The organism is Actinomadura rubrisoli, assembly GCF_004349215.1.
Taxonomy (GTDB): domain Bacteria; phylum Actinomycetota; class Actinomycetes; order Streptosporangiales; family Streptosporangiaceae; genus Spirillospora; species Spirillospora rubrisoli.
On sequence record NZ_SMKU01000100.1, the window covers coordinates 1 to 26696 of the forward strand.

Consider the following 26696-nt stretch of genomic DNA (forward strand, 5'->3'; position numbering starts at 1 on the left):
CGAGTACCCCCGAAGGGGCCTTTCCGCTCGACTTGCATGTGTTAAGCACGCCGCCAGCGTTCGTCCTGAGCCAGGATCAAACTCTCCATTAAGGCCACACGACCACCACAGCAACAAACACCGCAGTAGCCAAACCTTGGAAACAATCCCAGCAAACAACCCCCACAAACAAAAGGGGGCCGTATTGCCTCAAAGAAATCCCCACCACCGAACCAAACAAACAGAACGATGGCCACGGGGAGACCCGGCCAACAAAACAGCCGGATCTATAAAGGCACTGGCTTTTAACACGCTGTTGAGTTCTCAAGAAACGGACACCCACCGCGCCAGACCCGCAACCGCAGGCCCCGCTCCGGGGCAACCCTTCTAACTTACCAGGTTCGTCACCGCTGTCAAGTAGATCTTTGAAGATCATTTTGACGAGGCGAAGGCGTACCGAGTTCCCACGCGTCTTGAACCGATCAGGCGAGAGCCTGACGAGTTCGTTTCGCAGGATTGCCCTCCGGGCCGGCCACCTTGCGGCGCCCCGACATCCCGAACCGGGCTGACCAGACCATCGTACAGCAGCCCGAGCAAGGCTCGAACCGGTTTTTCAGGACTGCTTTCCCCTGGGGCCGACCGCCCTGCGGCGTTCTGCATCCCCTTGGGGCAAGAGGAACAGTAGGGTCGCCCGCCGACCGCGTCAAACCAGGAACCGGCGCCGCGGAGGCCCCCTCCGGCCCGTCAGTACCGTCCACGCCTATGACCTCCTGATTCAGGCGGTACGTGTGCCGGGTCACAGTGCGGTACCGTTCGCAGTCCCGCGTCCTGCGGCGTCCGGTCGCTCTTGTCTCCGGCGCTTCGCGGCGCGGCTCCGCGGTCCACCCGGTGGGGAGCCGGCTGAGGTCAGGAGGAACGTCTCGTGAGTGTGCCCGTCGCCATCCGCGCTTCCGCGGAACGTCTGGTGATCGCCGCGACGATGGGACCGACGATTCATGACGTGCACGCTTGGCGGTTCAAGGTCGTACCTGGGCTGATCGAGGTGCACGCCGATCCCGACAGGTTCCGGCCGGCGCACGATCCGGCGGGGCGGGGCCTGCATCTGAGCAGTGGCGCCGCGCTCGTGAACCTGCGTCTGGCCGCCGCGCAGCTCGGTTATGAGGCCGTGGTTCGCCTGCTCCCTGACGTCGGCAGGCCGACCGTCCTCGCGACCGTCCGGTTGGCGGGACACCACCGGGTCACCCGTCAGGAACGGCTGCTCTACGCCTCGACGTTGAAGCCGTTCGCCTCTCTCAGTGCGACGGCTGGAACATGCCCGTCCCTGCCCGTCGTCAACGAACTGGGCGAAGCGGCGCGGCTTGAAGGGGCGGCGCTCCGTCTTCTACCGCCCATCCTTGGCGCGACGGTCCAGCGGGCGGTGCTGACCACCCGGGGCGACTCCCCCGCCGAGTGGCTCCGTGCGGGGCAGGCGCTCCAGCGCGTCCTGTTGAGCGGTACGGCTCGTTCGGTGTCCATGTCGTTCGTGCACGAGGGTTTGCACGTGCCAGGAGCCCAGGATGTGATCGAGCCGGGTGAGGTACCGCAGGTCCTGCTCCAGCTGACGCAGGCCGTGCCCGCGCGCACACTGGCGGGGCTACTCAAGCCTTCGGAAGACCGAAAGGACGAAGGACAGCGGCACTGGGAGTGGGTTCGGTAGCCGCTCCAGCCGTTCCCAGAGCTGCTGGGCGGGCACGTGGTGTGCGCTCGGTCCCATCGCCACGAGGGTCGCGACCTCTTCGTGGGTCAGGACGGCCTCGGCCTCGATGTTCTGGCGCGAGTCCAGCTTGAAGTATCCGGCCAGCGCGGCGTCGGTCCGCTCGTTCTTGCGCTCGTCCACCGAGATGAGCCCGAGCGGCTCCACCAGGGGGCCGAGATGCTCGGCGGACGGCGTGACCGTGAAGAGCAGGCCGTCCTCATGGAGGACGCGGTGGAACTCGGCCGCGTTGCGCGGAGCGAAGACGTTCAGGACGGTCCGCGCGGCACCGTCGCGCAGGGGAAGCGGCCGCCATAGGTCGGCGACGACGGCTCCGGCGCGCGGGTGTGCCCTCGCGGCGCGGCGGGCCGCGTGCTTGGAGATGTCGAGCGCGAGGCCGACCGCCTCCGTAGCGCGGTCCAGGACACAGCTCAGGTAGTGCCCGGTACCGGCTCCGGCGTCGACGACGAAGGTCTTGCCGTCCAGGGTGCGGGCGACGCTCCTGGCGAGCCGTTCGGCAGGGGCCGCGAAGTGGCCTGCGCTGAGGAAGGCGTCACGCGCGCGCACCATGTCCGGTGTGTCCGCCGTCCCCGGACGGGCGTTGCCCGGCAGGAGGTTCGCGTACCCCTGTCGTGCGATGTCGAAGGTATGCCCGGCCGGACAGAGGAGGCCGCGGTCCGCCATTGCGAGGTCCGCTCCGCACACGGGGCACACCAGGTATTCGACGACATCGGCGAGCATCCGTCCATCATCGTCCATGCACCGTGTGCAGCGGGCGCCCTGGCGCGCATCTTTGCCATCGTGCCGCCCTGGCGACGGCTGGGCGTCCCGCGCTCGCAACCCATCGCGCGGAGTGGCCGTCTGAGCACCAGCCCCGGACGACCGTCCGAGGACCGGCCGCGCCCAGCCGTCCACCGGCCGGTTGCGGGGATCGTTCCGACCGGTCAGGCTTCCAGGCGGCGGCGGACGTCCTCCATGTCGAGACCGCGGACCTGCTCGATCACGTTCTCCAGGACCGAGTCCGGGAGCGCGCCCGGCTCGGCGAAAACGATCACGCCGTCGCGGATGGCCATGAGCGTCGGGATCGAGGCGATGCCGAAGCGCTCCGACAGCTCCGGCTGGGCCTCGGTGTCGACCTTGCCGAAGACGATGTCATCGTGCTTGCCCGCCGACTTCTCGTACACCGGGGCGAACCGGCGGCACGGCCCGCACCACTCGGCCCAGAAGTCCACCAGGACGATGCCGTCGCCCTGCGCCACCTCATCGAAGTTCTCGGCGGTGAGTGTGACGGTCGCCATGTCGGTTTCTCCTCGGTCGGGGTATCACGCTCTAGAGCGGCTAACAGCCTCGCAGTATTCCCCACCCGGGAATCACAGAGCGGTAATTAGCGTTGTCCCTCTAGGGAGTTCGCACTGGAGAAGGGTCAGGATGGCTGCAACCCGTACCAAGGGCGACAGGGTCGACGTCCCCGACAAGGACCTTGTCGGGGCATACCTCGACCGGATCGGTCGTACCCACCTGCTCGACGCGCAGGAGGAGGTCGATCTGGCCAAGGCGATCGAAGGGGGCCTGTACGCCGAACAGCTCCTTGAGGAGGGGAACGTCCCGGAGGGCGTGACCCGTGAGGAGCTGGAAGAGCTGACCGCGGCGGGGCTGCACGCCAAGCAGCGCTTCGTCGAGGCCAACCTGCGGCTCGTGGTCTCGATCGCCCGGAAGTACCCGACCGACTCGTTGCCCCTCATCGACCTCATCCAGGAGGGGAACCTGGGGCTGATGCGCGCGGTGGAGAAGTTCGACTACCGCCGCGGCTTCAAGTTCTCCACGTACGCGACCTGGTGGATCAGGCAGGCGATCGGGCGGGGGCTCAGCCACACCGCCCGGACGATCCGGCTGCCCGTCCACGTGGAGGAGGAGCTGTCGCGGCTGCGGCGCGCCGAGCGGCAGCTGGGCCGTGAGCTGGGCCGCGAGCCCACCCGCGAGGAACTGGCCGGCTCGCTGGGCGCCGAGCCCGAGCATGTGGACGAGCTGCTGCGCTGGCGGCGCGACCCGGCGAGCCTGGACGCGACCGTCGACGAGGCGGGCGAGACGCCGATGGGCGACCTGCTGGAGGATCCCGACGCGGTGACGCCGGAGGCGGAGATCCTCGCGCTGGACGACATCGAGGGGCTCGCGCGGCTGCTGGAGCGGCTTCCCGAGCGGGAGTCGGCGATCCTGCGCGCCCGTTTCGGGATGGACAGCGGCCAGCCGCTCTCCTACGCGCAGATCGGTGCCCGGTATGGCCTCAGTCACAACCGGGTCCGGCAGATCACCGACCGTTCGCTGCGGCGGCTTCGGCAGCTGGCGAACGAGGCCGATCTGAGCGGGCGCCGCACGCTGGCGGGCGCACCGGCCGCGCCGGGCGCAGCGGGCGCACCGGCCGCGGAGGAGCCCGGACGGGCCACCGCGGGAAGCCGAGCCGCCTGACCCGCGCCTCTCCCGCGGACCTCCCCCGCTTCGTGATCGACACTGGGCGGCCCCATCCGGGGCCGCCCGATCGCGTTCCCGAGCCGTTCGGTTGATTTTCGCTGCCCGATCAATCCCGGCCGCCGATCGCGTTTTGACCATGGGGCTGACCCGTCCAGACCAGCGACTTTGCGGCTCTGCGTCCCCGAGGGGTTCAGCGTCCCTTTGCCCCCCGGCAATGATCAGGGGTGCCACATCGCCGACGGTGCCATAGCCTTTCAGCGTGAGTACTTCCAGCGCCTTCGGGGACCTCGACGCCTGGCGCGGCCTCCCCGCCCTCCAGCAGCCCGAATGGGACGATCCGGACGAGCTCCGGTCGGTCGCCGCCGAACTGGCGGCGCAGCCTCCGCTCGTCTTCGCGGGCGAGTGCGACCAGCTCAGGGACGCGCTCGCCGACGTCGCGCGCGGCGAGGCGTTCGTCCTCCAAGGCGGTGACTGCGCCGAGACGTTCTCCGGGTCGAACGCGGACGCGGTGAAGAACAAGCTCAAGACCCTCCTGCAGATGGCGGTCGTGCTCACCTACGCGGCGAGCGTGCCGGTGGTGAAGATGGGCCGGATGGCGGGGCAGTTCGCCAAGCCGCGGTCCAAGCCCGTCGAGGTGCGCGGGGGCGTGGAGCTGCCCGCCTACCGGGGCGACGCGGTCAACGGGTTCGACTTCACCGCCGAGTCGCGGCGGAACGACCCGGGGCGGCTGCTGAGGGCCTACCACTGCTCGGCGGTGACGCTGAACCTCTGCCGGGCGTTCACCAAGGGCGGTTACGCCGACCTCCGGCAGGTCCACGCCTGGAACCAGGACTTCGTGGCGCAGAGCCCGGCGGGGCGCCGCTACGAGCAGCTCGCCGGTGAGATCGACCGGGCGCTGACGTTCATGAAGGCGTGCGGGGCCAGCCCGGACGAGTTCCACGCCGTGGAGTTCTACTCCAGCCATGAGGCGCTGCTGCTGGAGTACGAGCGGGCGCTGACCCGCATCGACCACCTCAGCGGCCTGCCGTACGACGTGTCGGCGCACTTCCTGTGGATCGGCGAGCGCACCCGGCAGTTGGACGGGGCGCACGTGGAGTTCCTGCGGCACATCCGCAACCCGATCGGCGTGAAGCTCGGCCCGACGACCTCCGCCGACGATGCGCTGGCCCTGATGGACAAGCTCAACCCCGACCAGGAGCCGGGGCGGCTGACGTTCATCACCCGGATGGGCGCGGGCAAGATCCGGGACGCGCTGCCCCCGCTGATCGAGAAGGTGCACCAGAGCGGCGCGCCGGTCGCGTGGATCTGCGACCCGATGCACGGCAACACCTTCGAGGCGTCCGACGGGCACAAGACGCGGCGGCTGGACGACGTGCTGGACGAGGTGGCCGGGTTCTTCGAGGTGCACCGGGCGCTGGGGACGCACCCCGGCGGCATCCACATCGAGTTCACCGGCGACGACGTCACCGAGTGCGTCGGCGGCGGGCACGGCCTGGTCGAGGACGATCTGCACCAGCGGTACGAGACGGCCTGCGACCCGCGGCTCAACCGCGGCCAGTCGCTGGACCTGGCGTTCATGGTGGCCGAGCTGTACCGCAAGTCGTCCTGAGCGGCTCCCGGCCCGGGGCGCCGGCACTCCCCGGGCCGGCTGCGCGGCACGCCGCGGCCCTCCTCCGCCCGGATGGAGCGCGAAGCGGCGCCGTCAGACGGAGCGCGAAGCGGCGCCATCAGGCGGTGACCGCAACCAGACGGTGACCGCGATCAGACGGTGACCGCGATCAGGCGGTGGTGACCGCCCGTCAGACGGTGACCTCGGCCCAGACGACCTTGCCGCCGGTCACCGGGTCGGCTCCCCAGGACGTTGCGAAGCGGTCGACGATGAACAGCCCGCGGTGCGACTCGTCCAGCGGGCCGGGGACGGTGAGCCGGGGCAGCTGGGCGGCGCGGTCGCGGACCTCGACGCGGACGCGGCCGGTGCCGCGCAGCAGGCGCAGCTCCAGCGCCGTACCCGCGTGCCGGACGGCGTTGGCGACGAGCTCGGCCACGATCGCGGTGACGAGCTCCTCGCGTTCCATCAGGGCCCAGGTGCGCATCGTGCGGGCGGCGAGGCGGCGCGCGTACTCGACCGCCTCGGTCTGGGGCGCCGCGCGCAGGGTCGTCTCGGTCATCGGGTCGGTCACCCCGCCCGCTCGCCGTTCCGGATCGTGTCGCGACCCTTGTCGTCATCGCCCATCGGCAGACGCCTCCTCGGTCGGCCCGCCGATGAGGAAACGGTCGAGGCCGGTGGTCCGCAGTACGTTCTCCACCCGACCGTAAGCGCCGGTGACGGTGAGCGTGGCGTTCTGCGCGCGCGCGTGCTTGTACGCGCGGACGAGGACGTTCAGGCCGGAGGAGTCACAGAAGTCGACCGCCGTGAGGTCGACGACGACCTCCCTCTCTCCCGCGTCGACGAGCTCGGTCAGCCGTGACCTGAGCTCGTCGGAGGAGTGCAGGTCGATGGAGCCGCGCGCGGCGATCGTCGCGCGGCCGTCCTGTCGTGTCGTGTGCAAGGCAAGCCCCACGCCACCCCACCTTACCGATTGTTGGTCTCCATCATGACGCCCGCAGAACGATGAGGGCAACGTCGTCGTTCGAGGGTTCGGGGCCGAAGTCGCGCACCGCCCGCTGGATGCGCGCGGCCACCGCCCCGGCGCTCAGGCCCGTGCAGCCCGCCAGCAGCTTCTCCAGACCGTGGCCGTCGCCGAGCAGCCGCCCGCCGGAGCGCCGCTCGGTGACGCCGTCGGTCACGCAGAGCAGCACCTCCCCGCGGCGCAGCTCGACGGTGTCGGTGTGGAAGTCCACGCCGTCGAACACCCCGAGCAGCGGCTGCGGCGAGGCGACCTCGCGGACGCCGCCGTCGGGGTCGAGCACCAGCGGGGGCGGGTGCCCCGCGCTGGACAGCCTGATCGTCACGCCGTCGCGGCGGCGCCGGGCGGTGATCTCGCCGTGCAGCAGGGTGAGCAGGCGGCCGCGCTCCCCCTCGCCCAGGATCAGCCGGTTGAGGCGGGTGAGCACGGCGGGCACCGACATGTCCTCGGCGGCCAGGATCCGCAGGGCGTGCCGGGCCAGGCCGGTGACGGCCGCGGCCTCGGGCCCGGTGCCGCACACGTCGCCGATGGCGAAGCGCCAGCGGGACGCGGGTGCCGGGCCGCCGGGCTGCGGGCCGCTCTCGAAGACGTCGTAGAAGTCGCCGCCGACCTCGCTGCCCTCCCCCGCGGGCTCGTACACCACCGCGACCTCCAGGCCGGGGATCTCGGGGATGCCGGGCGGCAGGAGGCTGCGCTGCAGGGCGCTGCTCATGGCGGTCTGGGCGGAGAACAGGCGCGCGTTGTCGACGGCGAGGGCGGCGCGGCGGCTGAGCTCCTCGGCCAGCTCGATGGCGCTGCGGGGGAAGCGGTCGCCGGACGGGCGGCCGATGACGATCGTGCCGGTGCGGCGGCCGCGGGCGATGAGGGGGAAGGCGTACGCCTGGTCGTCGGCGGTGTCCCCGGCGGCGGCGCGGACGTCCCGCGGCGCGGTGGCGAGCCCGTTCCACGGCGCGGAGACGTCCATGGGCGGGGCGGCGCCGGCGTGGTCGAGCAGCTCGCGCAGGCCGTCGGCGCGGTTCTCGTCGGCGTGCCAGACGTAGGCGAGCTTGACGGCGTCGGCGTCGGTGACGGTGTAGACGGCGCACCAGGTCGCGAGGCGCGGGACGACGAGCTGGGCGACCAGCGCCATCGTCCGCTCCTGGTCGAGGGTGCCGGCGAGCAGGTCGCTGGCCTCCGCGACGAAGCTGAGCCAGCCGCGCCAGGACCGTTCCAGTTCCCCGACCCTGGCCTTCTCCAGGGACAGGGACATCTCGTCGGCGAGGCGGCCCAGGCGGGCGCCGTCGGCCTCCTCGAAGCGGCCGGAGGCCGAGGACACGGCCACGACCAGGCCGGTGAGGCGGCCTTGGGACTCCAGCGGCGCGGCGGCCAGGGACCGGGCCCGCAGGGCGGCGGCGGTGGGGTCGGCGGTGTCGTGGGCGACCCAGGGCGAGCCGGCGCGGGCCTCGGGGCCGAGGGCGACGACCGACAGCTCGCCGAGCGGGATCTCGGCGGCGGTCCCGGCGGACGCGCCCATGATCAGCCGTCCGTCGCGCTCGGTCAGCAGGACCGCGGCGCCCTCGGCGCCGAGGGCCTCCCGGACGGTGGCGACGCCGTCCTCCATGGCCTCGACCGCGGCGGGCGAGCGCAGGAGCCGGTCGCCGGCGACGGGCATCTCGCCTATCTCGTCGCCGCCGAGCCGGGGTTCGCGGCCCTTGGTCGCGGGCCCGGAGCCGGTGCGGGCGCCGTCGCGGCCGGAGCGCCCGTCGCGCACCGGACTGCCCTCGCCGGTCGCGGGCGCGCCGTCGAGGGCGGGGCCGCCGTCACCGGCGCGACGCAGGGGCGCGGGCCCGCCGGGTTCGGCGGCCTCGTCGGGGAACGGCCCGGGCGGCGCGGCTCCGTTGGACGCGCCGGGCCGGGGCAGCCGGAACCACACGCCCTTGGTGCGGCGGTCGTAGGAGACGCCCCAGGACGAGGCGAGGCGGGCGATGGACGGCAGGCCCCGCCCGCTGGAGGCGGTGACACCGGGCATCTCGATGCCGCGGGTGGGATGGCGGTCGCGGACCTCGACCTGGATGTCGCCGTCCTCGACGCGGCAGGAGACCTCGAAGGAGGTGCCCGCGTAGGCGATGGCGTTGGTCGCCAGCTCGCTGGTCGCCAGCACGGCGTCGTCGGCGGCCTCCTCCATGCCCCAGTCGGCGAGCACCTTCCGGACGAAGCGGCGCGCGTCCGCCACCGCCGCGGCGGCGGACGGAAAGGTGGCCGACGCCGTCTGCCGATCCAATGTCGTCCCTCGTTCGAAGCGTGTCTGCCTGCGTCCGGCTATCGTGACAGACTGGTCGACCGCCCGGCCAGGAGAGCCGTGAACCGGGCGCCGCGGCGCGCGCGACCTCGGCGAAGCGACCCCCCGCCACAACACGACAGACCGTAACACGAAGGCTACAAGCGCAGTTCCGCGGTCATTGCCGGACCTTTACCGGCCCGCATACCCGCCCGCACGCGAATCAGGCTTCGTGCTGCCCGGGGACGTAGAGTACAGATGCGGTCCAGACGAGGTGTCCGTGCTATCCGGGTACCCGACCATCGCGGGCCAGGAGGATGAAGAGCATGCCCCGTACCGCGTCCCGTGCCCGCCCCGGCGGGTCTCGCGACACCACTCCGCGCTACAGCGACGCCGATCTTGAACCGCTGCTGAGGGCGCTCGCCGCCGTGCGGGACGGGCGGGCCCGGGACGAACTGGACGTGCCCGCCGAGGGCGCCGTGGCGGAGGCCGCGGGGATCCTGGAGGAGATACGGCAGAACGGCCATGAGCTGACCTCGGGGCTGAACCGCGTGCGGCGCGAGATCGGCCGGGAGGGCTACCTGCACGGCCGGCTGACGCCGGGGTCGCTGAAGGGGACGTGGGCGGCGGGCGTGGAGGACGCCAACGCGATCATCGGCAAGCTGACCGACCTGGCCACCGGGATGCACCAGGTGGTGGCGGCCGTGGCGGCGGGCGACCTGAGCCAGCGGGTGGAACTGCGGGTGCGCGGCAGGCCCATGCGCGGGGAGCTGCTGCGCATGGCGCGTTCGGTGAACGGCATGGTGGAGCTGCTCGACCAGTTCACCTGGGAGGTCACGCAGTTCGCGCGGGAGGTCGGCACCGAGGGACGGCTCGGCGGGCAGGCCGCGACGCGCGGCATGACGGGACGCTGGCGGGACGTGACCGCGTCGGTGAACGTGATGGCGAACCGGCTCACCGCCCAGGTCCGCGACATCGCCGAGGTCACGACGGCGGTGGCCAAGGGCGACCTGACGCGCAAGGTCACGGTGGAGGCGACCGGTGAGCTCCAGGAGCTGAAGCTGACCGTCAACACGATGGTCGACCAACTGTCGGCGTTCGCCGACGAGGTCACCCGCGTCGCCCGCGAGGTCGGCACCGAGGGGCAGCTGGGCGGGCAGGCGCATGTGCGCGGCGTCAGCGGCGTCTGGAAGAACCTCACCGACAACGTCAACGCGATGGCGAACAACCTGACCTACCAGGTCCGCAACATCGCGCAGGTCACCACCGCGGTCGCCGACGGCGACCTCGGCAAGAAGATCACGGTCGACGCGCAGGGCGAGATCCTGCAGCTGAAGCTGACCGTGAACCAGATGGTCGACACGCTGTCGGCGTTCGCGGACGAGGTCACCCGCGTGGCCCGTGAGGTGGGCACCGAGGGACGGCTGGGCGGGCAGGCCCGCGTGCCCGGCGGCAGCGGCGTGTGGAAGGACCTGACCAACAACGTCAACGGCATGGCGTCCAACCTGACCTACCAGGTCCGCAACATCGCGCAGGTCACGACCGCGGTCGCCGAGGGCGACCTGACCAAGCGGATCACGGTGGACGCGCAGGGCGAGATCCTGGAGCTCAAGGACACCGTCAACACGATGGTCGACACGCTGTCGGCGTTCGCCGACGAGGTCACCCGAGTGGCCCGCGAGGTCGGCACCGAGGGACGGCTCGGCGGGCAGGCCACGGTGCACGGGGTCAGCGGGGTCTGGAAGGACCTCACCGACAACGTGAACTCGATGGCGAACAACCTGACCACGCAGGTGCGCGGCATCGCGCAGGTGACGACGGCGGTGGCGCAGGGCGACCTGACCCGCAAGATCGCGGTGGACGCGCAGGGCGAGATCCTGCAGCTCAAGGAGACCCTCAACACGATGGTCGACACGCTGTCGGCGTTCGCGGACGAGGTCAGCCGCGTGGCCCGCGAGGTCGGCACCGAGGGACGGCTGGGCGGCCAGGCGATCGTGCCGGGCGCGGGCGGCATGTGGAAGGACCTCACCGACAACGTCAACGGCATGGCGTCCAACCTGACCTACCAGGTCCGCAACATCGCGCAGGTCGCGACGGCGGTCGCGCACGGCGATCTGACCCGGCGCATCGACGTGGACGCCCAGGGCGAGATCCTGGAGCTGAAGACGACGCTGAACACGATGGTCGACACGCTGTCGTCGTTCGCGTCGGAGGTCACCCGCGTGGCCCGCGAGGTCGGCAGCGAGGGACGGCTGGGCGGGCAGGCCGAGGTCGAGGGCGTGTCGGGCACCTGGAAGCGGCTCACCGAGAGCGTGAACGAGCTGGCCGGCAATCTGACCACGCAGGTCCGGGCGATCGGCGAGGTGGCCAGCGCGGTCGCCACCGGCGACCTGACCCGGATGATCAGCGTGGAGGCGCGCGGCGAGGTCGCCGAGCTGAGCGAGAACGTCAACCTCATGGTCGCCACCCTGCGCGAGTCGACCCGCGCGAACGAGGAGCAGGACTGGCTCAAGACCAACCTGGCGCGCATCGGCGGGCTGATGCAGGGCCACCGGGACCTGCTGCAGGTCGCCGAGCTGATCATGCGGGAGCTGACGCCGAGCGCCAGCGCCCAGTACGGCGCGTTCTACCTCGCCGAGAACAGCGGCGAGGAGACCGAGCTGGTGCTGATCGCCGGGTACGGGACGCGCCGGAGCAGGGCGGGCGCCGTCCGGTTCGCGCTGGGCGAGGGGCTGGTCGGGCAGGCGGCGCAGGAGCGCCGGACGCTGCTGATCGGCGACGCGCCCGCCGACTACGTCAAGATCGGGTCGGGGCTCGGCGAGGCGTCGCCCGTCAACATCATCGTCCTGCCGATCGTGTTCGAGGACACGGTGCTCGGCGCGATCGAGCTGGCCTCGTTCAGCCGGTTCACCGACGTCCACCTGGCGTTCTTCAGCCAGCTCATCGAGACGATCGGGGTGACGCTGAACGCCATCAGCGCCAACACCCGCACCGAGGCGCTGCTGGGCGAGTCCCAGCGGCTCGCCCAGGAGCTCCAGGAGCGCTCGGACGAGTTGCAGCGCCAGCAGGGCGAGCTGCGGCACTCCAACACCGAGCTGGAGGAGAAAGCGGCCCTGCTGGCCCAGCAGAACCGCGCGATCGAGATCCAGAACTTCCAGATCGAGCAGGCCCGGCGGACGCTGGAGGAGCGCGCCGAGCAGCTGGCGATCTCCTCGCGGTACAAGTCGGAGTTCCTGGCGAACATGTCGCACGAGCTGCGCACGCCGCTGAACAGCCTGCTGGTGCTGGCCAAGCTGCTGTCGGAGAACCAGGGCGGCAACCTCACCGACAAGCAGGTGGAGTTCGCCCGGACGATCCACGAGTCCGGCACCGACCTGCTGGAGCTGATCAACGACATCCTGGACCTGGCCAAGGTCGAGGCCGGGAAGATGGAGGTGCACACCCAGCGGCTGCCGGTGGCGGCGCTGGTGGACTACGTCGAGGCCACGTTCCGGCCGCTGTCGGTCGACAAGGGCCTGCAGTTCGGCACGGAGGTCGCCGCGGACGTCCCGGCCGTGCTGAACACCGACGAGCAGCGGCTCCAGCAGGTGCTGCGGAACCTGCTGTCGAACGCCGTGAAGTTCACCGCCGAGGGCGAGGTCCGCCTGCGGATCGAGCGGGCGGGCGACATCGACTTCACGCTCCCCGCGCTGTGGAACACCCCCGACGTGATCGCCTTCCGGGTGATCGACACCGGGATCGGCGTCGCGCCCGAGAAGCTCCAGGAGATCTTCGAGCCGTTCCAGCAGGCGGACGGGACCACCAGCCGCCGCTACGGCGGCACCGGGCTCGGCCTGTCGATCAGCCGCAACATCGCGCGGCTGCTGGGCGGGGAGATCCACGCCGAGAGCGACCCGGGGCGCGGCAGCGTGTTCACGCTCTACCTGCCGGCCCAGTACAGCGAGCCCGACGGGCGGCGCCGCTCGGCGCTGCCGGACGAGGCGGGCGGCGCCTCCGACGTCGTGCCTGGCCTGGCGGCGGGCGGCGGTCCCGGCGCCGGGCCTCGGGCGGGCGGCGGGGTGCCGGGCGGCGCGTCCGGGGCCGTCCGGGAGAACGGGATGGCCGCGGAGCGGCGGTCCGCCGCCGACCGCGGCGACGGGGCGTCCGCGCTGGGCGAGATGCTGGAGGAGCCTCCGGCGGACTTCCTCGACACGGTCCTGTCCGGGCGCAAGGTCCTGATCGTCGACGACGACGTCCGCAACGTGTTCGCCCTGACCAGCGTCCTGGAGGGCTACGGGATGGAGGTCCTGTACGCCGAGGACGGGCAGGCGGGCATCGACGTGCTGCACCGCAACCCCGACGTGGCGCTGGTGCTGATGGACGTGATGATGCCCGGCCTGGACGGCTACGCCACCACGGCCGAGATCCGGAAGATGCCGCAGTTCGCCGAGCTGCCCATCATCGTGATCACGGCGAAGGTGATGAAGGGCGACCGGGAGAAGAGCCTGGAGTCGGGCGCCTCGGACTACATCCCGAAGCCCGTCGACGTGGACCATCTCCTTGACGTCATGCGCAACTGGCTGCAACCCTCCATCGTCCGCTGAGCGGATCCGGGCGGCGGGGCGGCCGGGCAGTAGGGTCGGCATGGGCGCTCATCAGCCCGGACGGCGGCGGACCCGACCGGAATCGGAGAGAGACGACGCGTGGACGACAAGGCGAAGATCCTGCTCGTGGACGACCGCGAGGAGAACCTCATCGCGCTTGAGGCCATCCTCAGCTCGCTCGATCAGGACCTGGTCCGGGCGCGATCGGGAGAGGACGCGCTGAAGGCGCTGCTCACCGACGACTACGCCGTCATCCTGCTGGACGTCGTCATGCCGGGCATGGACGGGTTCGAGACCGCCCGCGACATCAAGCGCCGCAAGAAGACCCGGGATCTGCCGATCATCTTCCTCACGGCGGTGAACAGCGACCCCGACTACGCCTTCCGCGGGTACGCGGCGGGCGCGGTCGACTTCATCTCCAAGCCGTTCGACCCGTGGGTGCTGCGCGCGAAGGTGTCGGTGTTCGTGGAACTGCACAACAAGAACAAGCAGCTGCGCGACCAGACGACGCTGCTGCGGGAACAGGCCGCGCTGCTGCGCGAGCAGGCGGCGCTGCTGCACGCCCGGTCTGCCGAGGAGGCCGACCGGCCCGGCCCCGGCCCCCGGGAGCTCCAGGTCGAGGCGCAGCAGGTCGGGGAGCGGCTGGCGGCCGTGGAGAAGCAGGCCGAGGCCATCGGCAAGCGGGTGCCGCCCGCGCTGCGCGGCGAGTTCGACGAGCTCGACCGCCGCCTGGCCGAGCTGCGCGCCTCGCTGCGCGACGAGGAGTCCCCCGCCTCCTGACCCGGCGGGGACACCCTTCGATGTCCCTGCGGTGACGCTTCGCGGCGGACGGACCTGGGGAGGGTTATCCGATGGGGGTGGGCCCATGAACATCGCCGCGCTCTTCCTCACCGGGGCCGGGACGGGGCTGCTGGCCGGGGGCACCACATGCGCCGCCGTGCAGCTCGGGCTGCTGACGGGCGCGGTCGGCGGGACCGGTCCCGGCGCCGCTCGCCCGGTCCGCGCGGTGTCGGCGTTCCTCGGGGCGAAGCTGGGCGCGCACGCCGTCCTCGGGGCGCTGCTCGGGGTGGCGGGCGGCGCGGTGCAGCCGGGGCCGAGGGTGCGCGGCGCGCTGCTGGCGGCGGCGGCGCTGACGCTGGCCCTCTTCGCCCTGGACCTGCTCGGATTCGGCCCCGCGCGGCGCCTTCTGCGGCGCGGCGGCGCCCCCGCGTGCGAGGCTCCCCCGCCGAAAGCCCGGACCGGCGGACGGCCCGTGGTCCTCGGAGCCGCGACCGTGCTGGTGCCGTGCGGGCTGACCCTGTCGGCCGAGCTCCTCGCGGTGACGTCGCGATCGGCGCTCGGCGGGGCCGCGGTGATGACCGGGTTCGTCCTCGGGACGGCACCGCTGTTCGGGCTGATCGGCGTCACGGTCGGCCGCTCCCTGGCGCTGCTGCGCGGCCGGCTGACGGCGCTGCTGGCCGCCGGGCTGCTCGCCGCCGCCGGGTGGACGCTGCTGTCGGGGCTGCGGCTCGGCGGCTGGCTGCCCGCCGGGGGCGGGACGGCGGCCGCCGACTCGGCGCGCTCCGTGCGGACGGACGCGTCCGGCACCCAGGTCGTGACCCTCTGGGCCCTGGACCGGGGCTACCGCCCGGCGGTCGTCACCGCGCGGGCGGGGGTGCGCACCGTCCTGGTGCTCCGGACGCGGGGCACGCGGGGGCACACGCGGGCGTTCACGATCCCGAGCCGCGGCGAGGACGTGATCCTCCCCGTCGACGGCGAGCGGCGGATCGACCTCGGCACCCCGAGGCCGGGCCGCCTACGCTACGTATGCGCCTCCGGCCACTACCCCGGCGCCATCCTTTTCCGCTAAGGGTGGCCATTTCGTCCGGCCCCCGGTTCAGGGGGTGGCGGGCTCCAGGCGGGCGCGGGCGGCGGCGATGCGGGCGAGGGTGCGGTCGCGGCCGAGGATCTCCAGGGACTCGAACAGCGGCAGGCCCACCGTGCGGCCGGTGACGGCGACCCGCACGGGCGCCTGGGTCTTGCCGAGCTTGAGGCCGTGCCCGGCTCCGATCCGCTCCAGCCGGCCCTTGAGCTCCTCGGCGTTCCAGGGCGCGTCGCCGTAGGACTCCTCGGCGGCGGCGAGGATCGCGGCGGCGGGCTCCTTCATGGCCTTGTTCCAGGACTGCTCGTCGGCCGGCGGCTCGTCCAGGAACACGAAGTCGATCATCTGGACGATCTCCGACAGCAGCGCCACCCGGGTCTGGGCGAGCGGCGCCAGCTCGGCGAACACCGCCACGTCGACGTCGAACGGGGCCTGCTGCAGGAACGGCAGGCACTCGGCGACGAACTTCTCGGCGGGCAGCGCGCGGATGTACTCGCCGTTGATCGCGCGGAGCTTCTTGACGTCGAAGAACGCGGGCGAGCTGTTGACGTCCTCGATGCGGAACTCGTCGACGACCACGTCCCACGGGACGATCTCGCGGTCGCCCGACGGCGCCCAGCCGAGCAGCATCAGGTAGTTGCGCATGGCCTCGGCGAGGTAGCCCTCGGCGCGGTAGTCCTCCAGGGCGACCTTGTCGCGCCGCTTGGACAGCTTCTGCCGCTTCTCGTTCACGATGACCGGGACGTGCGCCCACACCGGCGGCTCGCCGCCGAGCGCCTCCCACAGCAGCTGCTGCTTGGGCGCGTTGGACAGGTGCTCCTCGCCGCGGACGACGTGGGTGATGCCCTGGCTCATGTCGTCGACCGCGTTGGCCAGCAGGAACGTCACCGACCCGTCGGCGCGGGCGATGACGAAGTCCTCCAGCACCGCGTTCTCGAAGACGGGCTTGCCGCGCAGCAGGTCCACGACCGTCGTCTGGCCCTCGTCGGGCGTGCGGAACCGCAGGGCGCGGCCCGGGCCGGGCTCCAGGCCGCGGTCGCGGCAGAACCCGTCGTAGCCCTTGTGCTGGTCGCCGGTGCGGGCGGTCACGGACTCGCGGGTGCAGTCGCAGTAGTAGGCGCGGCCCTGGTCGCGGAGCCGCTGGACGGCCTCGGCGTGCCGGTCGGCGTTGGCCGACTGGAAGTAGGGGCCCTCGTACTGCTCGCCGTCCATGCCGAGCCAGGCCAGGGCGCGGATGATGCCCTCGGTCCATTCCGGGCTGTTGCGGGAGGCGTCGGTGTCCTCGATCCGCAGCACGAGCGTCCCGCCCGACTGCGCGGCCATCACCCAGTTGAACAGCGCCGAGCGGGCGCCGCCGACGTGGAACATGCCGGTCGGTGACGGGGCGAAACGAACACGGATCGCAGAGGTCGAAGACATGCCTCAAGGGTAGAGCGCGCGGGGCCCCGCTCGCGCCGGGACCCGCGCGCCGGCCCGGGCGGGGAGCCGCGTCCGGTCAGGGCGTCCAGTGCGGGTCGCGGCCGGACAGCCCGACGAGGCGGTCGAGCAGCGGCGCGTCCTCCGGAACGGGCACCTCAGCGCCGAACACCCCGTGCTGGCGGCCGGTCTCCGCCGTCGGGACGAGCTGCTCCCAGGCGGCCTCGACGATCTCCGGGGGCAGGGCGGGGTCGCGCCCGATGGCGACGGCGATGTCCCATCCGTGGAGGACCAGCTCGCCGAAGAGGATCCCGGCGATGAACGCGGCGGGCATCCCCTCCTTGGCGCCGGTCAGGCTGGTGCGGCCCTCCCACGCCCCCGGATCCGTCCACGCCTCGGCGGTCTTGCGGGTCTGCTGGGCGAGCCTGTCGGCCCAGTCGGGCTCGGCCGTGAAGTCGTGGTCCTCCCCCGGGCCGGTGGGCGGCAGCTTGTGCGCGGCGGCCTCGCCCCTGCCGCTCCACAGGATCAGGTGGTTGACCACGTCCCGCACGTCCCAGCCCTGGCACGGGGTCGGCGCGTCCAGCCGGGCCGCCGGGAACTTCCGGACGATCCGCGCCGCGGCGTCCGCGGCGGGAAGCATCCCGCTCCGGATGTCCATGGCCTCTTCCTCGCTTCTCTCGCTCATTCGTTCGAACACCTCTCCCACGCTAGGACGGGCCGCGCCGGACGGTCTTGAACAAACGCGACACTCCCCCGCTAACCTGGGGTGATGGGCCGACCCCTACCCGAGGGAACGCGGGGCATCCTGCGACCGCGGGCGGGGCTGGAGCGGTTCCGGATCGAGCGGACCGCGCCGCCGCCGGGGCTCGCCCCGTTCGTGGAGTTCTTCTGGGTGCTGCGCTGGGACCTGCGCGGGCGTCCGCCGCACCGCCAGAAGGTGCTCACCCGCCCCACCGTCCATATGACGTTCACGAGCTACCTGACCGGCGGGACGACCCGGGCGCGGATCGCGGGCGTGGTGCGCGACGAGTTCGTGGAGGAGATCGCGGACGAGGGCCGGGTGATCGGCGCCGGGTTCCGGCCGGGCGGGTTCCGGCCGTTCCTGGACGGGCCGGTCTCCGGGATCACCGGCCGGTTCCTCGGGGTGGAGCAGGTGTTCGGCGCGGCGGGCCGCGCGCTCGGCGAGGAGGTGTTCGCCGCCGCCGGAACCGGGGAGGCCGTCGCGCGGCTGGAGGGGTTCCTCCTGGAGCGGCGGCCCGAGCCCGACGAGGCCGCCGCGCGCGCCGCGGAGATCGTCGAGCGGATCGCGGCGTGGCCGGGGCTGGTCCGCGTGGAGGATCTGGCCGAGGACGCCGGCGTCAGCCCGCGCAGCCTGCAGCGGCTGTTCCACGAGTACGTGGGCATCGGCCCGAAGTGGGTCATCCGCCGCTATCGGATCCTGGAGGCCGCCGACCGGGCCGCCGCCGGAACGGGCGTCGACTGGGCGGCGCTGGCGCTCGAACTGGGCTATGCCGACCAGGCGCACTTCACGCGGGAGTTCACCGCGGCGGTCGGCACCTCCCCCGCCCGGTACGCGCGGGAGACCGGCCCTGGCACCATCGACCCATGACAGACCCCCTCGCGGGCCCGGCCCCCCTCGACGACCTCGCCGCGTTCCGCGAGGTCGCCGCCGGGCGGCTCGCCTCGTTCGAGCACATCACCGTCCCCGGCTCCCCCGGGCTGCGCCGCGCCGGGGTCGTGCTGTGCGCGGTGGAGCACGACGGCGTCCCCTCGGTCGTCCTCATCAGGCGCGCCTACCGGGGACGGAACGCGGGCCAGTGGGGCCTGCCCGGCGGGCGCCTGGAGCCGGGCGAGACGCCCGAGGCCGCGGCGCTGCGGGAGCTGGACGAGGAGATCGGCCTGGCCGCCGGGCCCGCCGACGTGCTCGGCCGGCTCGACGACTTCCCCGCCACGTCCGGCTTCGCGATCACGCCGATCGTGGTGGCGCTGGACGAGCCCGGGGCGCTGCTGCCCAGCCCGGACGAGGTCCACTCCGTCCACCACGTGAGCCTGCGGAGGCTGGCCGCCGACGACACGCCGCGGTGGGTGCCGCAGACGGACGGAGGCAGCCTCCTGCAGATGCGGCTCGGCCCGGACTGGGCGGTCCACGCCCCGACCGGCGCGATGCTGTGGCAGTTCCGCGAGGTGGTGCTGCTCGGGCGGCCGGTCAGGGTCGCCGACTTCGTCCAGCCCGACTGGACGCGCCACTGAGCCCTGCCCCCTGAAACGCCGGGACAGGGCAGTGGTCAGGCCGCCGGCCGCGCCTCGATGACGTGGTAGTTGGACGGCGCCGCCGGGCCGGTGATCGCGACGACGCCGAACCCCGCGTCCGCGAGGAGCGCGCGGAACTCCTCCTCGGTGCGCTCGCGGCCGCCGGTGGACACGAGCATGTTGAGGTCGTTCATCAGCGTGCCCATGGTGTCGGGGGCGACCATCTCCGGGACGATCTGCTCCAGGACGAGCACGCGCGCGTCCGGCCGCATGGCCGCGCGGCACGTCCGCAGGATCGTGGCGGCCTTCTCGTCGTCCCAGTCGTGCAGGACGCTCTTGAGCACGTAGGCGTCGGCGCCCTCCGGCACGGACTCGAAGAAGTCGCCGGGGACGATGTCGCAGCGGTCGGCGAGGTCCCGCAGCGTCTTCGGCGCGGCGGCGAGCCCGGCGGGCAGGTCGTACAGGATCCCCCGCGCGCCGGGGGCGGCCCGCAGGATCGCGGCGATCAGCGTGCCGTCGCCGCCCCCGAGGTCGGCGACGGTGCGGTGGCGCCGGAAGTCGTGCGCCCCGATCAGGGCCGGCGCGACGTCGCGGGTGTGCTCGGCCATCGCCCGGTTGAAGGTGACCGACAGCTCCTCGTTCGTGTCGAAGAACTCGAACGGCGTCTTGCCGGTGACCCGCAGCCACGCGTACTCGCCCGTCCGCAGCGTCTCGGCCATGTCGCCCCACGTCCGCCACACGTCCGGGCCGCAGAACAGCCTGATCAGCGAGCGGATCGAGTCGGGCGCGTCACTGCGGAGCCGCGCTCCCTCGGCGGTCAGCGCGAACAGGTCGCGCTCGCGCTGCTCCACCACGCCGAGGACGGCGAGCGCCCTCAGCAGCCGCAGCAGGGACGGCGCGTGCGCGCCGGTCTCCTTCGCCAGTTCCGCGCTTGAGCGCGGCTCCCCGTGCAGGGCGTCGGCCAGCCCCAGCTCGGCGGCGACGTGGAGCATCTGCGCCGGCATGTATCCGAAGGCCAGGTCGATCAGCGGTGATCTTGTCATCGTCGGGCTCCTCTCGTTGCTTCCGGCGACGCTACGAGCCGGCCGAAGGGCCCGTCTTGGACGAATGCGACCTGCGCGCGCGACAGGTCGTGACCTGATCGTGATCCCGGCTAACCGAATGGACATTTCCGGTTTATCCAACTAAAGGAGACTGGCGGCGGCCCCCTGCACCCGACGAGAAGGAGTTCCCGTGAAACGCACGGGGATCGTCGTCACCGCCCTTTCCGCCACCCTCTCCGCCACCGCGCTGCTCGCTCCCGCCGCCGGCGCCGCCCCGCCGCCCCCGCCCGGCGCGAGCGAGGCGGCACAGCACCTGGGCGCGCTCACCGTCGCGCCCGAGGGCTCGTCCACCGGCTACAGCCGCGACAAGTTCCCGCACTGGATCACCCAGTCGGGGACGTGCAACACCCGCGAGGTCGTCCTCAAGCGGGACGGCGCCAACGTCCAGACCGACTCCTCCTGCGCCGCCGTCTCCGGGACGTGGCACAGCCCCTACGACGGCGCCACCTGGACCCTGGCGTCCGACATCGACATCGACCACATGGTCCCGCTCGCCGAGGCGTGGCGCTCGGGCGCCTCGTCCTGGACGACGTCGCGCCGCCAGGCGTTCGCCAACGACCTGTCCAGCTCGCAGCTGTGGGCCGTCACCGACAACGTCAACCAGGCCAAGGGCGACAAGGACCCGGCCGAGTGGACGCCGCCGCTGGCGTCGTTCCGCTGCATGTACGCGCGGTCGTGGATCGACGTGAAGTACCGGTACGGCCTGACGATCGACCCGGCGGAGAAGACGGCCCTGAACGGCCTGCTCGGCGCCTGCTGAGCCCGTCCCGACCCCCGGCGGGGCTCCGGCACCTCCAGCGCCCGGAGCCCCGCCGGGCCCGCGCCGCCGCCTGGACGCGGCGCGCCGCGCGCGCCGGGACCGTTCTCAGCGGGACAGGGCGCCGAGCCAGCCCGCCGCCAGCTCCAGGTGCCGGTCGGTCAGGCCGACCACGGGGTCGATCGCCACGAGCAGGTGCTCACCGACGTCAGGCTCGGCGGCGATGCAGTCGGTGGCGTCCGGCTCGTCCTCGAACCAGACGAACGGACGGCCCTCGGTCCAGGCGGCGACGTGCCGGGCCTTCCACGCGCCGAGCGTGCCGCCCTCCTCGATGCCGGGGAACCGCGGGATCGGCACGAACGGCAGCTCCGGCAGCCCGACCCTGGGAGCGATCCACTCGTTGGCGTGGTCACACCAGTAGCTCGCCCACGCCAGCTCGGCGCCGGCGGACTCGGCGAGGTCGAGCAGGGACGGCCCGTGGCCCGCGTTCAGCCACAGCCTGAAGCTCACGCCGCCGGGCGAGCACCGGTGCCTCCGATAGCCCTTGTGGGGCCGTTCGAACGGATTGAGAACCCCGTCGACATCGAGCAGAACCAGCGGCGACCCCATACCGGGACCGTACGGCATGAACGCCCCGCCCGTCGAAGGTCGCATCCTGATCATCACCCCGTCAGCGCAGGTCACGGCCGCTGAAGCGGGCTCGCCGCCGGACCCGCGGAGTTACACCGGGGTCTTTTCGGGCAGCGTTTCGACACGTTTGCATCAATGACCCAAACCGCACCGGGCCTTCAAGGTGAACACCCCGTGGAAAGGCGGTGACAAGGCATGAGCGAGCAGGACCTCCGGGCGGAGGCGCGCCCAGCGGCTGCGCACGTCGACGCGGGCGACACGGGCTACCGCAAGTCCCTGAAGACCCGCCACGTCAACATGATCGCCATCGGCGGCGCCATCGGCACCGGCCTGTTCCTCGGCGCGGGCGGACGGCTGGCGAGCGCCGGCCCGTCCCTCGCCATCGCCTACGCGGTGTGCGGCTTCTTCGCCTTCATGGTCGTGCGGGCGCTCGGCGAGCTGGTCCTGCACCGCCCGTCCTCCGGGTCGTTCGTGTCGTACTCGCGCGAGTTCATGGGCGAGAAGGGCGCCTTCGTGGCCGGCTGGATGCACTTCCTGAACTGGTCGACCACCGGCGTCGTCGACATCACCGCGATCGCGCTGTACATCCACTACTGGAGGATGTTCACCGACATCCCCCAGTGGACCCTGGCGCTGATCGCGCTCGCGGTCGTCGTCGCGGTCAACCTGATCTCGGTGCGGATCTTCGGAGAGCTGGAGTTCTGGTTCTCCATCGTCAAGGTCGGCGCGCTCGTGGCGTTCCTGTGCGTCGGCATCGCCCTGCTGGTCACCGGGCACGACGTCGGCGGCCAGGACTCCGGGCCCATGATGGTCTTCGACCACGGCGGCGTGTTCCCCAAGGGCGTGCTGCCGATGCTGGTCGTCATCCAGGGCGTCGTCTTCGCCTACGCCTCCACCGAGCTGGTCGGCGTGGCCGCCGGCGAGACCGAGAACCCCGAGAAGGTCATGCCGAAGGCGATCAACTCGATCGTGTGGCGCATCCTCGTCTTCTACGTCGGGTCGGTCCTCCTGCTGGCCATGCTGCTGCCGTGGAACGCCTACCGGGAGGGCCAGAGCCCGTTCGTCACCGTCCTGGCCAAGCTGGGCGTCCCCGCCGCGGGCGACGTGATGAACCTCATCGTGCTCACCGCGGCGCTGTCCAGCCTGAACTCCGGCCTCTACTCCACCGGCCGGATCCTGCGCTCGCTGGGCACCGCCGGCTCGGCGCCCCGGTTCACGACGGCGATGAGCCGGTCGCAGGTGCCCTACGGCGGCATCCTGCTGACCACCGGCGTCTGCGTCCTCGGCGTCGGCCTGAACGCCTGGGTCCCGGAGGACGCCTTCGAGATCGTGCTGAACTTCGCCGCGATCGGCATCCTGGGCACCTGGGCCATGATCATGATCACGCACCTGCTGTTCGTGCGGCGGGCGCGGGACGGCCGGCTGTCGCGTCCGTCCTTCCGGCTGCCCGGCTCCCCGGTCACCGAGGCCGTCACCCTCGCCTTCCTCGCCTCCGTGGTCGTCCTCATGTGGTTCGACCGCGACGGCGCGGGCCACACGACGGTCATGGCCGTCCCGGCGATCGGCGCGGCGCTGGTGATCGGGTGGTTCTGCGTGCGGGGCCGGGTCCGGGCCGTCCAGGAGGCGGCGACCCCGCTGGACGAATAGGGGCCGCGGGGTTGTCGGAGGCGGAACGTAGGGTGGGCTTTGACCCGAACGAGCCCTAGGAGCCCTGCAGCGATGGAGCACGAACTCACCCTGATGGCGGTCCACGCCCATCCCGATGACGAGGTCCTCGGCACCGGAGGGCTGCTCGCCCGCTGCGCCGCCGAGGGCGTCCGCACCGTCCTGGTCACCTGCACCAACGGGGAGCAGGGCGACGACTCGGGCGGCCTGAAGCCGGGCGAGCCGGGCCACGACGCCGCCGGGGTCGCCGAGCGCCGGCTGGCCGAACTGCGCGAGTCGGCCGGGCACCTGGCCATCGGCGACCTGGAGCTGCTCGGCTACCGCGACTCCGGCATGGTCGGATGGGACGCCAACCGGCACCCCGACGCGTTCGCGAACGTCCCGTTCGACGGCGCCGTCGAACGGCTCGCCGCTCTGATGGAGAAGTACCGCCCGCAGGTCGTCGTCACCTACGACGAGAACGGCGGCTACGGGCACCCCGACCACATCCAGGCCCACCGCATCGCGGTCGCCGCCACCGAGCGGAGCGGCGTGCCCGACAAGCTGTACTACACCGCCGTCCCCCGCTCCGGCATCCGCCAGATGTTCGCCTACGCCAAGGAGGCCGGCATCGAGCTCGACTTCGAGCCGCCGGACGACTTCGGCATCCCGGACGAGGAGATCACCACCGTCCTGGACGTCGCGCCCTATGTGGAGCGCAAGCGCAAGGCCCTGGAGGCGCACGCCAGCCAGGGCGAGAACATCTTCCTCCTCCGCCTCCCGGAAGAGGTCCAGCACATGGCCTTCGCGCGGGAGGCGTTCGTCCGCCACTTCAACCGGATCGAGGCCCCGGCCCGCGAAGACGACCTCTTCGCCGGTCTCCGCTAAGGCGGCGTCCGGTCAGGAGCTCACGGCACGGGGCAGCGCTTCCAGCGGAGGTGATAGGTGCTGCGATATTCGCTGGAGGGGCCGCCCATCCGCAAGGAACTGACCTTGGACTTGTCGGAGGTGCCGAGGTTGACCCGCAGTTCGGTGTTGAGGTTGAGGTTGCGCTCCTCGCCGCAGGGCTTGTAGACGACCTGGGCGATGTCGATGGTGTCGGAGAACTTCCAGTCACCGGAGAGCGGGCCAAGCGCATGGCTCCAGGCCGTGGTCTGCGGCATGCCACTGTGGTAACGGCTCGATTTCAGAACACCGGAGGCGCCGGGCTCCAGGTGGGCGAGGCCCTGATGGTCGTTCCAATTCATCCCGTAGGTGAACTCCGGCGGAGTGGTGATCTTCAGGTTGAGCTGGCAGTTCTTCCGGAAGTCCGTCGGCAGGGAGTCGCCGCCGCGCCTTGCCTCGTAAGCGCTGTAACTGACGGTGAAGGCGGCGACGTCGTTGGCGACGGCCACGGTCCCCGGCGGGCAGCCCGAGCCGTTGGTGGTCACCAGCGAGACGGCGACGCTCCCGGGCGGCGGGATCGTCGGGTCGGCGGAGGCGGGGGACGCGGTCAGGGCGGGCACGGCGAGGGCGGCGCCCACCGCCGCGCGTCCGAGGTGGATCATAAGGGGGCCTTCCAGGTGAGGCTCGTACTCACGCGCAGCTCTTCCAAGCGAGGTGATAGGTACTTTGGTCGTGCATCCAGGAGCTGGTCTTGGACGGGTCGGAGGTGCCAAGGTCGAGCCGCAGCTCATCATGGGCGAGGAAGTCGCGTTCCTCACCACAGGGCTTGTAGACCAGCTGAGCCGGGTCGATGGTCTCGGTGAAGTAGAACTCCTCGGAGTACGGGCCGCTAACCGATCGGCTTGGTAGCGGGGGCACCGGTGGGCCCCGGAAGTGGTACTGCGATCTCAGAGTGCCGGTGACACCGGGCTCCATCTGGACGAGTCCGGTGTAGTCGACCGCCCGGATCGCGTAGGTGTAGGCCCGCGGAACATTGACCTTCAGAAGGACCTGACAGTTCTTCCGAGCGTCCCTCGGAGACGAGATGCCGCCGACCTGGGCTGCGAATTGGCCGTAGACGAGGGCGATGCGGTCGCGGGCGTCGCTGATTTCGGCCCGCACCGTCCAGGCCGGGCAGCCATTGCCAGTGACCGACGCCACCTCGACGGTGACGCCCGCGGGTGGCGGGTCGGCCGAGGCTGGGGACGAGGTCAGGGCGGGCAGGACGAGGGCGACGCCCACCGCCGCGATCACCGTACGTCCGGGGTGGGTCATCAAGGGGCCTCCCGGGTGGGGTGCGTTCTCAAGGGCACGGCTTCCAGACGAGGTGATAGGCACTGTGGTGGTGCGTCAGGTAGCTGATCTTGGACGGATCGGATTGCCGAAGGTCGAGCCGCAGCTCACTGTAGACGTCGAGGTCGTGCCCCTCGCCGCAGGGCTTGAAGACCATCTGGGCCGGGGCGACGCCGTCACTGGCCTGCCACCCGCCGGACCGCGGGCCGCTAAACACCGAGGTGAATTCCCGGATCGCCGGCGCGCCTTGGAAGGAGTACCGCAATCTCCGCTCGCTGATGATGCCGCGCTCAAGCTGCGCTGAAAGACCGTGTTTGACCGTCTCGACCGCGTAGGTGAAGCCCTCCGGAGCACCGATCTTCAAACTGATCTCGCAATACTTGCGAGCGTCCATCGGAGATGAGGTGCCGCCGACCTGAACGCGGAAGGCATCGTAGGTGACGATGGGGCTGAAGCCGCTGACGTCCACCGTCACCGTCCCGGGCGGACAGCCCGGTCCGTTTGCGCTCGCCACCGAGATGGTGACGCCCGGGGGCGGCAGGTGGGCCGAGGCGGGGGACGAGGTTAGCGCGGGCAGGACGAGAGCGGCGCCCACCGCCGCGCTCGCCGTACGTCCGGGGAGGATCATAAAGGGACCTTCCGGGTGAGGCTCATTCTTAGGGGCAGCGCTTCCAATCGAAGCGGTAGGTACTGCGGTCGAAGTCCATGGAGCTCGTCTTGGACGGGTCGGAGGTGCCGGGGTCGACGCGCAGTTCGGTGGCGATATTGAAGTTGCGCTCCTCGCCACAGGGCTTGTAGATCAGCTCAGGAGACTTGCCGGTGATTTGCCAGCCGCCGGAATACGGGCCGCGAAGCGTGTGGCTTGTCGGCGTCGATTGCGGCATGCCCTGGAAGTAGTGCTGTATCTTCAGGACGCCGATGGCGCCGGGCTCCAGCTGGGCGGAACCGCTGTGTTCGGTCTCCTGGAACGCATAGGTGTAGCCCTGCGGAACATGCAGCCTCATGCTGATCTGGCATCTCTTCTGGGCGTCCGCAGGCAGCGAAGTACCGCCGGCCTGAGCGCGGTAGCCGGCGGATCTGACGGTGAGGGCGAGGTTCTGGTCGAGGGAGACCGCCATCGCCCCGGCCGAGCAGCCCGAGCCGTTGATCGTCGCTATCTCGACGGTGACGCCCC

At 71.6% G+C, this 26696-nt stretch carries 24 protein-coding genes and 1 rRNA gene; 11 read left to right on the forward strand and 14 right to left on the reverse strand.

Annotation, left to right across the window (positions count from 1 at the left end; translation table 11 throughout):
• A 16S ribosomal RNA gene (locus E1298_RS19720) occupies positions 1–92 on the reverse strand; the annotation flags it as partial.
• A gap of 809 nt (positions 93–901) precedes the next feature.
• Between E1298_RS19720 and E1298_RS19725 the strand changes: the two genes are divergently transcribed.
• Complete coding sequence (locus E1298_RS19725) at positions 902–1675, forward strand: hypothetical protein (protein ID WP_207944741.1); 774 nt, start codon at positions 902–904, stop codon at positions 1673–1675.
• Here the strand turns inward: E1298_RS19725 and E1298_RS19730 are convergent.
• On the reverse strand, positions 1613–2470 hold the full coding sequence (locus E1298_RS19730; RefSeq protein ID WP_243725674.1) for a putative RNA methyltransferase: 858 nt from the start codon (positions 2468–2470) through the stop codon (positions 1613–1615). The genes E1298_RS19725 and E1298_RS19730 overlap by 63 nt on opposite strands.
• Before the next feature lie 185 nt (positions 2471–2655).
• Positions 2656–3009, reverse strand: a complete 354-nt coding sequence (gene trxA, locus E1298_RS19735) for a thioredoxin (RefSeq protein WP_131895328.1) — start codon at positions 3007–3009, stop codon at positions 2656–2658.
• 130 nt (positions 3010–3139) lie between these two features.
• Between trxA and E1298_RS19740 the strand changes: the two genes are divergently transcribed.
• Both E1298_RS19740 and E1298_RS19745 read left to right on the forward strand, forming a co-directional pair.
• A complete protein-coding gene (locus E1298_RS19740) occupies positions 3140–4174 on the forward strand; it encodes a sigma-70 family RNA polymerase sigma factor (protein WP_243725675.1) in 1035 nt (344 codons plus the stop codon).
• Between the two features lie 262 nt (positions 4175–4436).
• Entirely contained in the window at positions 4437–5786 is a 1350-nt protein-coding gene (locus E1298_RS19745) for a class II 3-deoxy-7-phosphoheptulonate synthase (RefSeq protein ID WP_131895330.1), read from the forward strand.
• Positions 5787–5976: 190 nt separating this feature from the next.
• Here E1298_RS19745 and E1298_RS19750 read toward each other — a convergent pair whose 3' ends face one another.
• The 3 genes from E1298_RS19750 to E1298_RS19760 are packed head-to-tail and all read right to left on the reverse strand — an operon-like array spanning position 5977 to position 9064.
• Positions 5977–6345, reverse strand: coding sequence for an ATP-binding protein (locus E1298_RS19750; protein WP_243725676.1), 369 nt, complete (start codon positions 6343–6345; stop codon positions 5977–5979).
• Between the two features lie 54 nt (positions 6346–6399).
• Positions 6400–6738, reverse strand: a complete 339-nt coding sequence (locus E1298_RS19755; RefSeq protein ID WP_131895334.1) for an STAS domain-containing protein — start codon at positions 6736–6738, stop codon at positions 6400–6402.
• Positions 6739–6769: 31 nt separating this feature from the next.
• Positions 6770–9064, reverse strand: a complete 2295-nt coding sequence (locus E1298_RS19760) for a SpoIIE family protein phosphatase (protein WP_131895336.1) — start codon at positions 9062–9064, stop codon at positions 6770–6772.
• Positions 9065–9387: 323 nt separating this feature from the next.
• On the opposite strand from E1298_RS19760, the gene E1298_RS19765 reads away from it, so the two are divergent.
• From E1298_RS19765 to E1298_RS19775, 3 genes are all read left to right on the forward strand, one after another.
• Positions 9388–13644 (forward strand): hybrid sensor histidine kinase/response regulator, encoded by a 4257-nt coding sequence (locus E1298_RS19765; protein ID WP_243725677.1) that lies wholly within the window; start codon positions 9388–9390, stop codon positions 13642–13644.
• 99 nt (positions 13645–13743) lie between these two features.
• Positions 13744–14424, forward strand: coding sequence for a response regulator (locus E1298_RS19770; protein ID WP_131895340.1), 681 nt, complete (start codon positions 13744–13746; stop codon positions 14422–14424).
• An 85-nt stretch (positions 14425–14509) separates the two neighbouring features.
• The gene (locus E1298_RS19775; protein WP_131895342.1) at positions 14510–15493 is read left to right on the forward strand and encodes an urease accessory protein UreH domain-containing protein; all 984 of its coding nucleotides are present in this window, start codon (positions 14510–14512) and stop codon (positions 15491–15493) included.
• Between the two features lie 27 nt (positions 15494–15520).
• Here the strand turns inward: E1298_RS19775 and gltX are convergent, their stop codons facing one another.
• A complete protein-coding gene (gene gltX, locus E1298_RS19780) occupies positions 15521–16924 on the reverse strand; it encodes a glutamate--tRNA ligase (RefSeq protein WP_131895344.1) in 1404 nt (467 codons plus the stop codon).
• A 76-nt stretch (positions 16925–17000) separates the two neighbouring features.
• Entirely contained in the window at positions 17001–17606 is a 606-nt protein-coding gene (locus E1298_RS19785) for a TIGR03086 family metal-binding protein (RefSeq protein ID WP_243725678.1), read from the reverse strand.
• An 84-nt stretch (positions 17607–17690) separates the two neighbouring features.
• Between E1298_RS19785 and E1298_RS19790 the strand changes: the two genes are divergently transcribed.
• The gene (locus tag E1298_RS19790; protein ID WP_131895346.1) at positions 17691–18530 is read left to right on the forward strand and encodes a helix-turn-helix domain-containing protein; all 840 of its coding nucleotides are present in this window, start codon (positions 17691–17693) and stop codon (positions 18528–18530) included.
• Positions 18527–19171 carry an NUDIX hydrolase gene (locus tag E1298_RS19795; protein WP_131895348.1) on the forward strand — a complete coding sequence of 215 codons (645 nt, stop codon included), beginning with the start codon at positions 18527–18529 and terminating at the stop codon, positions 19169–19171. The genes E1298_RS19790 and E1298_RS19795 overlap by 4 nt, the downstream gene beginning before the upstream one ends.
• 35 nt (positions 19172–19206) lie before the next feature.
• Here E1298_RS19795 and E1298_RS19800 read toward each other — a convergent pair whose 3' ends face one another.
• The gene (locus tag E1298_RS19800) at positions 19207–20214 is read right to left on the reverse strand and encodes a methyltransferase (protein WP_165975558.1); all 1008 of its coding nucleotides are present in this window, start codon (positions 20212–20214) and stop codon (positions 19207–19209) included.
• Positions 20215–20404: 190 nt separating this feature from the next.
• Here E1298_RS19800 and E1298_RS19805 point away from each other — a divergent pair, with 190 nt between their 5' ends.
• Positions 20405–21034: a GmrSD restriction endonuclease domain-containing protein gene (locus E1298_RS19805; RefSeq protein ID WP_243725679.1), complete on the forward strand. Its 630-nt coding sequence runs from the start codon at positions 20405–20407 to the stop codon at positions 21032–21034.
• Between the two features lie 105 nt (positions 21035–21139).
• Here the strand turns inward: E1298_RS19805 and E1298_RS19810 are convergent, their stop codons facing one another.
• On the reverse strand, positions 21140–21640 hold the full coding sequence (locus E1298_RS19810) for an HAD domain-containing protein (RefSeq protein ID WP_131895354.1): 501 nt from the start codon (positions 21638–21640) through the stop codon (positions 21140–21142).
• A 216-nt stretch (positions 21641–21856) separates the two neighbouring features.
• Between E1298_RS19810 and E1298_RS19815 the strand changes: the two genes are divergently transcribed.
• Complete coding sequence (locus E1298_RS19815) at positions 21857–23308, forward strand: amino acid permease (protein ID WP_131895356.1); 1452 nt, start codon at positions 21857–21859, stop codon at positions 23306–23308.
• A gap of 72 nt (positions 23309–23380) precedes the next feature.
• The gene (locus E1298_RS19820; protein WP_131895358.1) at positions 23381–24193 is read left to right on the forward strand and encodes a PIG-L family deacetylase; all 813 of its coding nucleotides are present in this window, start codon (positions 23381–23383) and stop codon (positions 24191–24193) included.
• Between the two features lie 20 nt (positions 24194–24213).
• Here E1298_RS19820 and E1298_RS19825 read toward each other — a convergent pair whose 3' ends face one another.
• The 4 genes from E1298_RS19825 to E1298_RS19840 all read right to left on the reverse strand — a co-directional run.
• Positions 24214–24852 carry a DUF4360 domain-containing protein gene (locus E1298_RS19825; RefSeq protein ID WP_165975559.1) on the reverse strand — a complete coding sequence of 213 codons (639 nt, stop codon included), beginning with the start codon at positions 24850–24852 and terminating at the stop codon, positions 24214–24216.
• Positions 24853–24880: 28 nt separating this feature from the next.
• Entirely contained in the window at positions 24881–25504 is a 624-nt protein-coding gene (locus E1298_RS19830) for a DUF4360 domain-containing protein (RefSeq protein WP_131895362.1), read from the reverse strand.
• 28 nt (positions 25505–25532) lie between these two features.
• On the reverse strand, positions 25533–26150 hold the full coding sequence (locus E1298_RS19835; RefSeq protein ID WP_131895364.1) for a DUF4360 domain-containing protein: 618 nt from the start codon (positions 26148–26150) through the stop codon (positions 25533–25535).
• A gap of 28 nt (positions 26151–26178) precedes the next feature.
• On the reverse strand, positions 26179–26696 hold a 518-nt coding region (locus E1298_RS19840; RefSeq protein WP_131895366.1), incomplete at its 5' end, for a DUF4360 domain-containing protein.

Coding starts and splice junctions, on each gene's coding strand:
- E1298_RS19775 (WP_131895342.1), top strand. CDS start 14,510: ATGAACATCGCCGCGCTCTTCCTCACCGGGGCCGGGACGGGGCTGCTG.
- E1298_RS19830 (WP_131895362.1), bottom strand. CDS start 25,504: ATGACCCACCCCGGACGTACGGTGATCGCGGCGGTGGGCGTCGCCCTC.
- E1298_RS19795 (WP_131895348.1), top strand. CDS start 18,527: ATGACAGACCCCCTCGCGGGCCCGGCCCCCCTCGACGACCTCGCCGCG.
- E1298_RS19810 (WP_131895354.1), bottom strand. CDS start 21,640: ATGGGGTCGCCGCTGGTTCTGCTCGATGTCGACGGGGTTCTCAATCCG.
- E1298_RS19820 (WP_131895358.1), top strand. CDS start 23,381: ATGGAGCACGAACTCACCCTGATGGCGGTCCACGCCCATCCCGATGAC.
- E1298_RS19750 (WP_243725676.1), bottom strand. CDS start 6,345: ATGACCGAGACGACCCTGCGCGCGGCGCCCCAGACCGAGGCGGTCGAG.
- E1298_RS19785 (WP_243725678.1), bottom strand. CDS start 17,606: ATGAGCGAGAGAAGCGAGGAAGAGGCCATGGACATCCGGAGCGGGATG.
- E1298_RS19790 (WP_131895346.1), top strand. CDS start 17,691: ATGGGCCGACCCCTACCCGAGGGAACGCGGGGCATCCTGCGACCGCGG.
- E1298_RS19730 (WP_243725674.1), bottom strand. CDS start 2,470: ATGGACGATGATGGACGGATGCTCGCCGATGTCGTCGAATACCTGGTG.
- E1298_RS19815 (WP_131895356.1), top strand. CDS start 21,857: ATGAGCGAGCAGGACCTCCGGGCGGAGGCGCGCCCAGCGGCTGCGCAC.
- E1298_RS19825 (WP_165975559.1), bottom strand. CDS start 24,852: ATGATCCACCTCGGACGCGCGGCGGTGGGCGCCGCCCTCGCCGTGCCC.
- E1298_RS19765 (WP_243725677.1), top strand. CDS start 9,388: ATGCCCCGTACCGCGTCCCGTGCCCGCCCCGGCGGGTCTCGCGACACC.
- E1298_RS19835 (WP_131895364.1), bottom strand. CDS start 26,150: ATGATCCTCCCCGGACGTACGGCGAGCGCGGCGGTGGGCGCCGCTCTC.
- gltX (WP_131895344.1), bottom strand. CDS start 16,924: ATGTCTTCGACCTCTGCGATCCGTGTTCGTTTCGCCCCGTCACCGACC.
- trxA (WP_131895328.1), bottom strand. CDS start 3,009: ATGGCGACCGTCACACTCACCGCCGAGAACTTCGATGAGGTGGCGCAG.
- E1298_RS19740 (WP_243725675.1), top strand. CDS start 3,140: ATGGCTGCAACCCGTACCAAGGGCGACAGGGTCGACGTCCCCGACAAG.
- E1298_RS19800 (WP_165975558.1), bottom strand. CDS start 20,214: ATGACAAGATCACCGCTGATCGACCTGGCCTTCGGATACATGCCGGCG.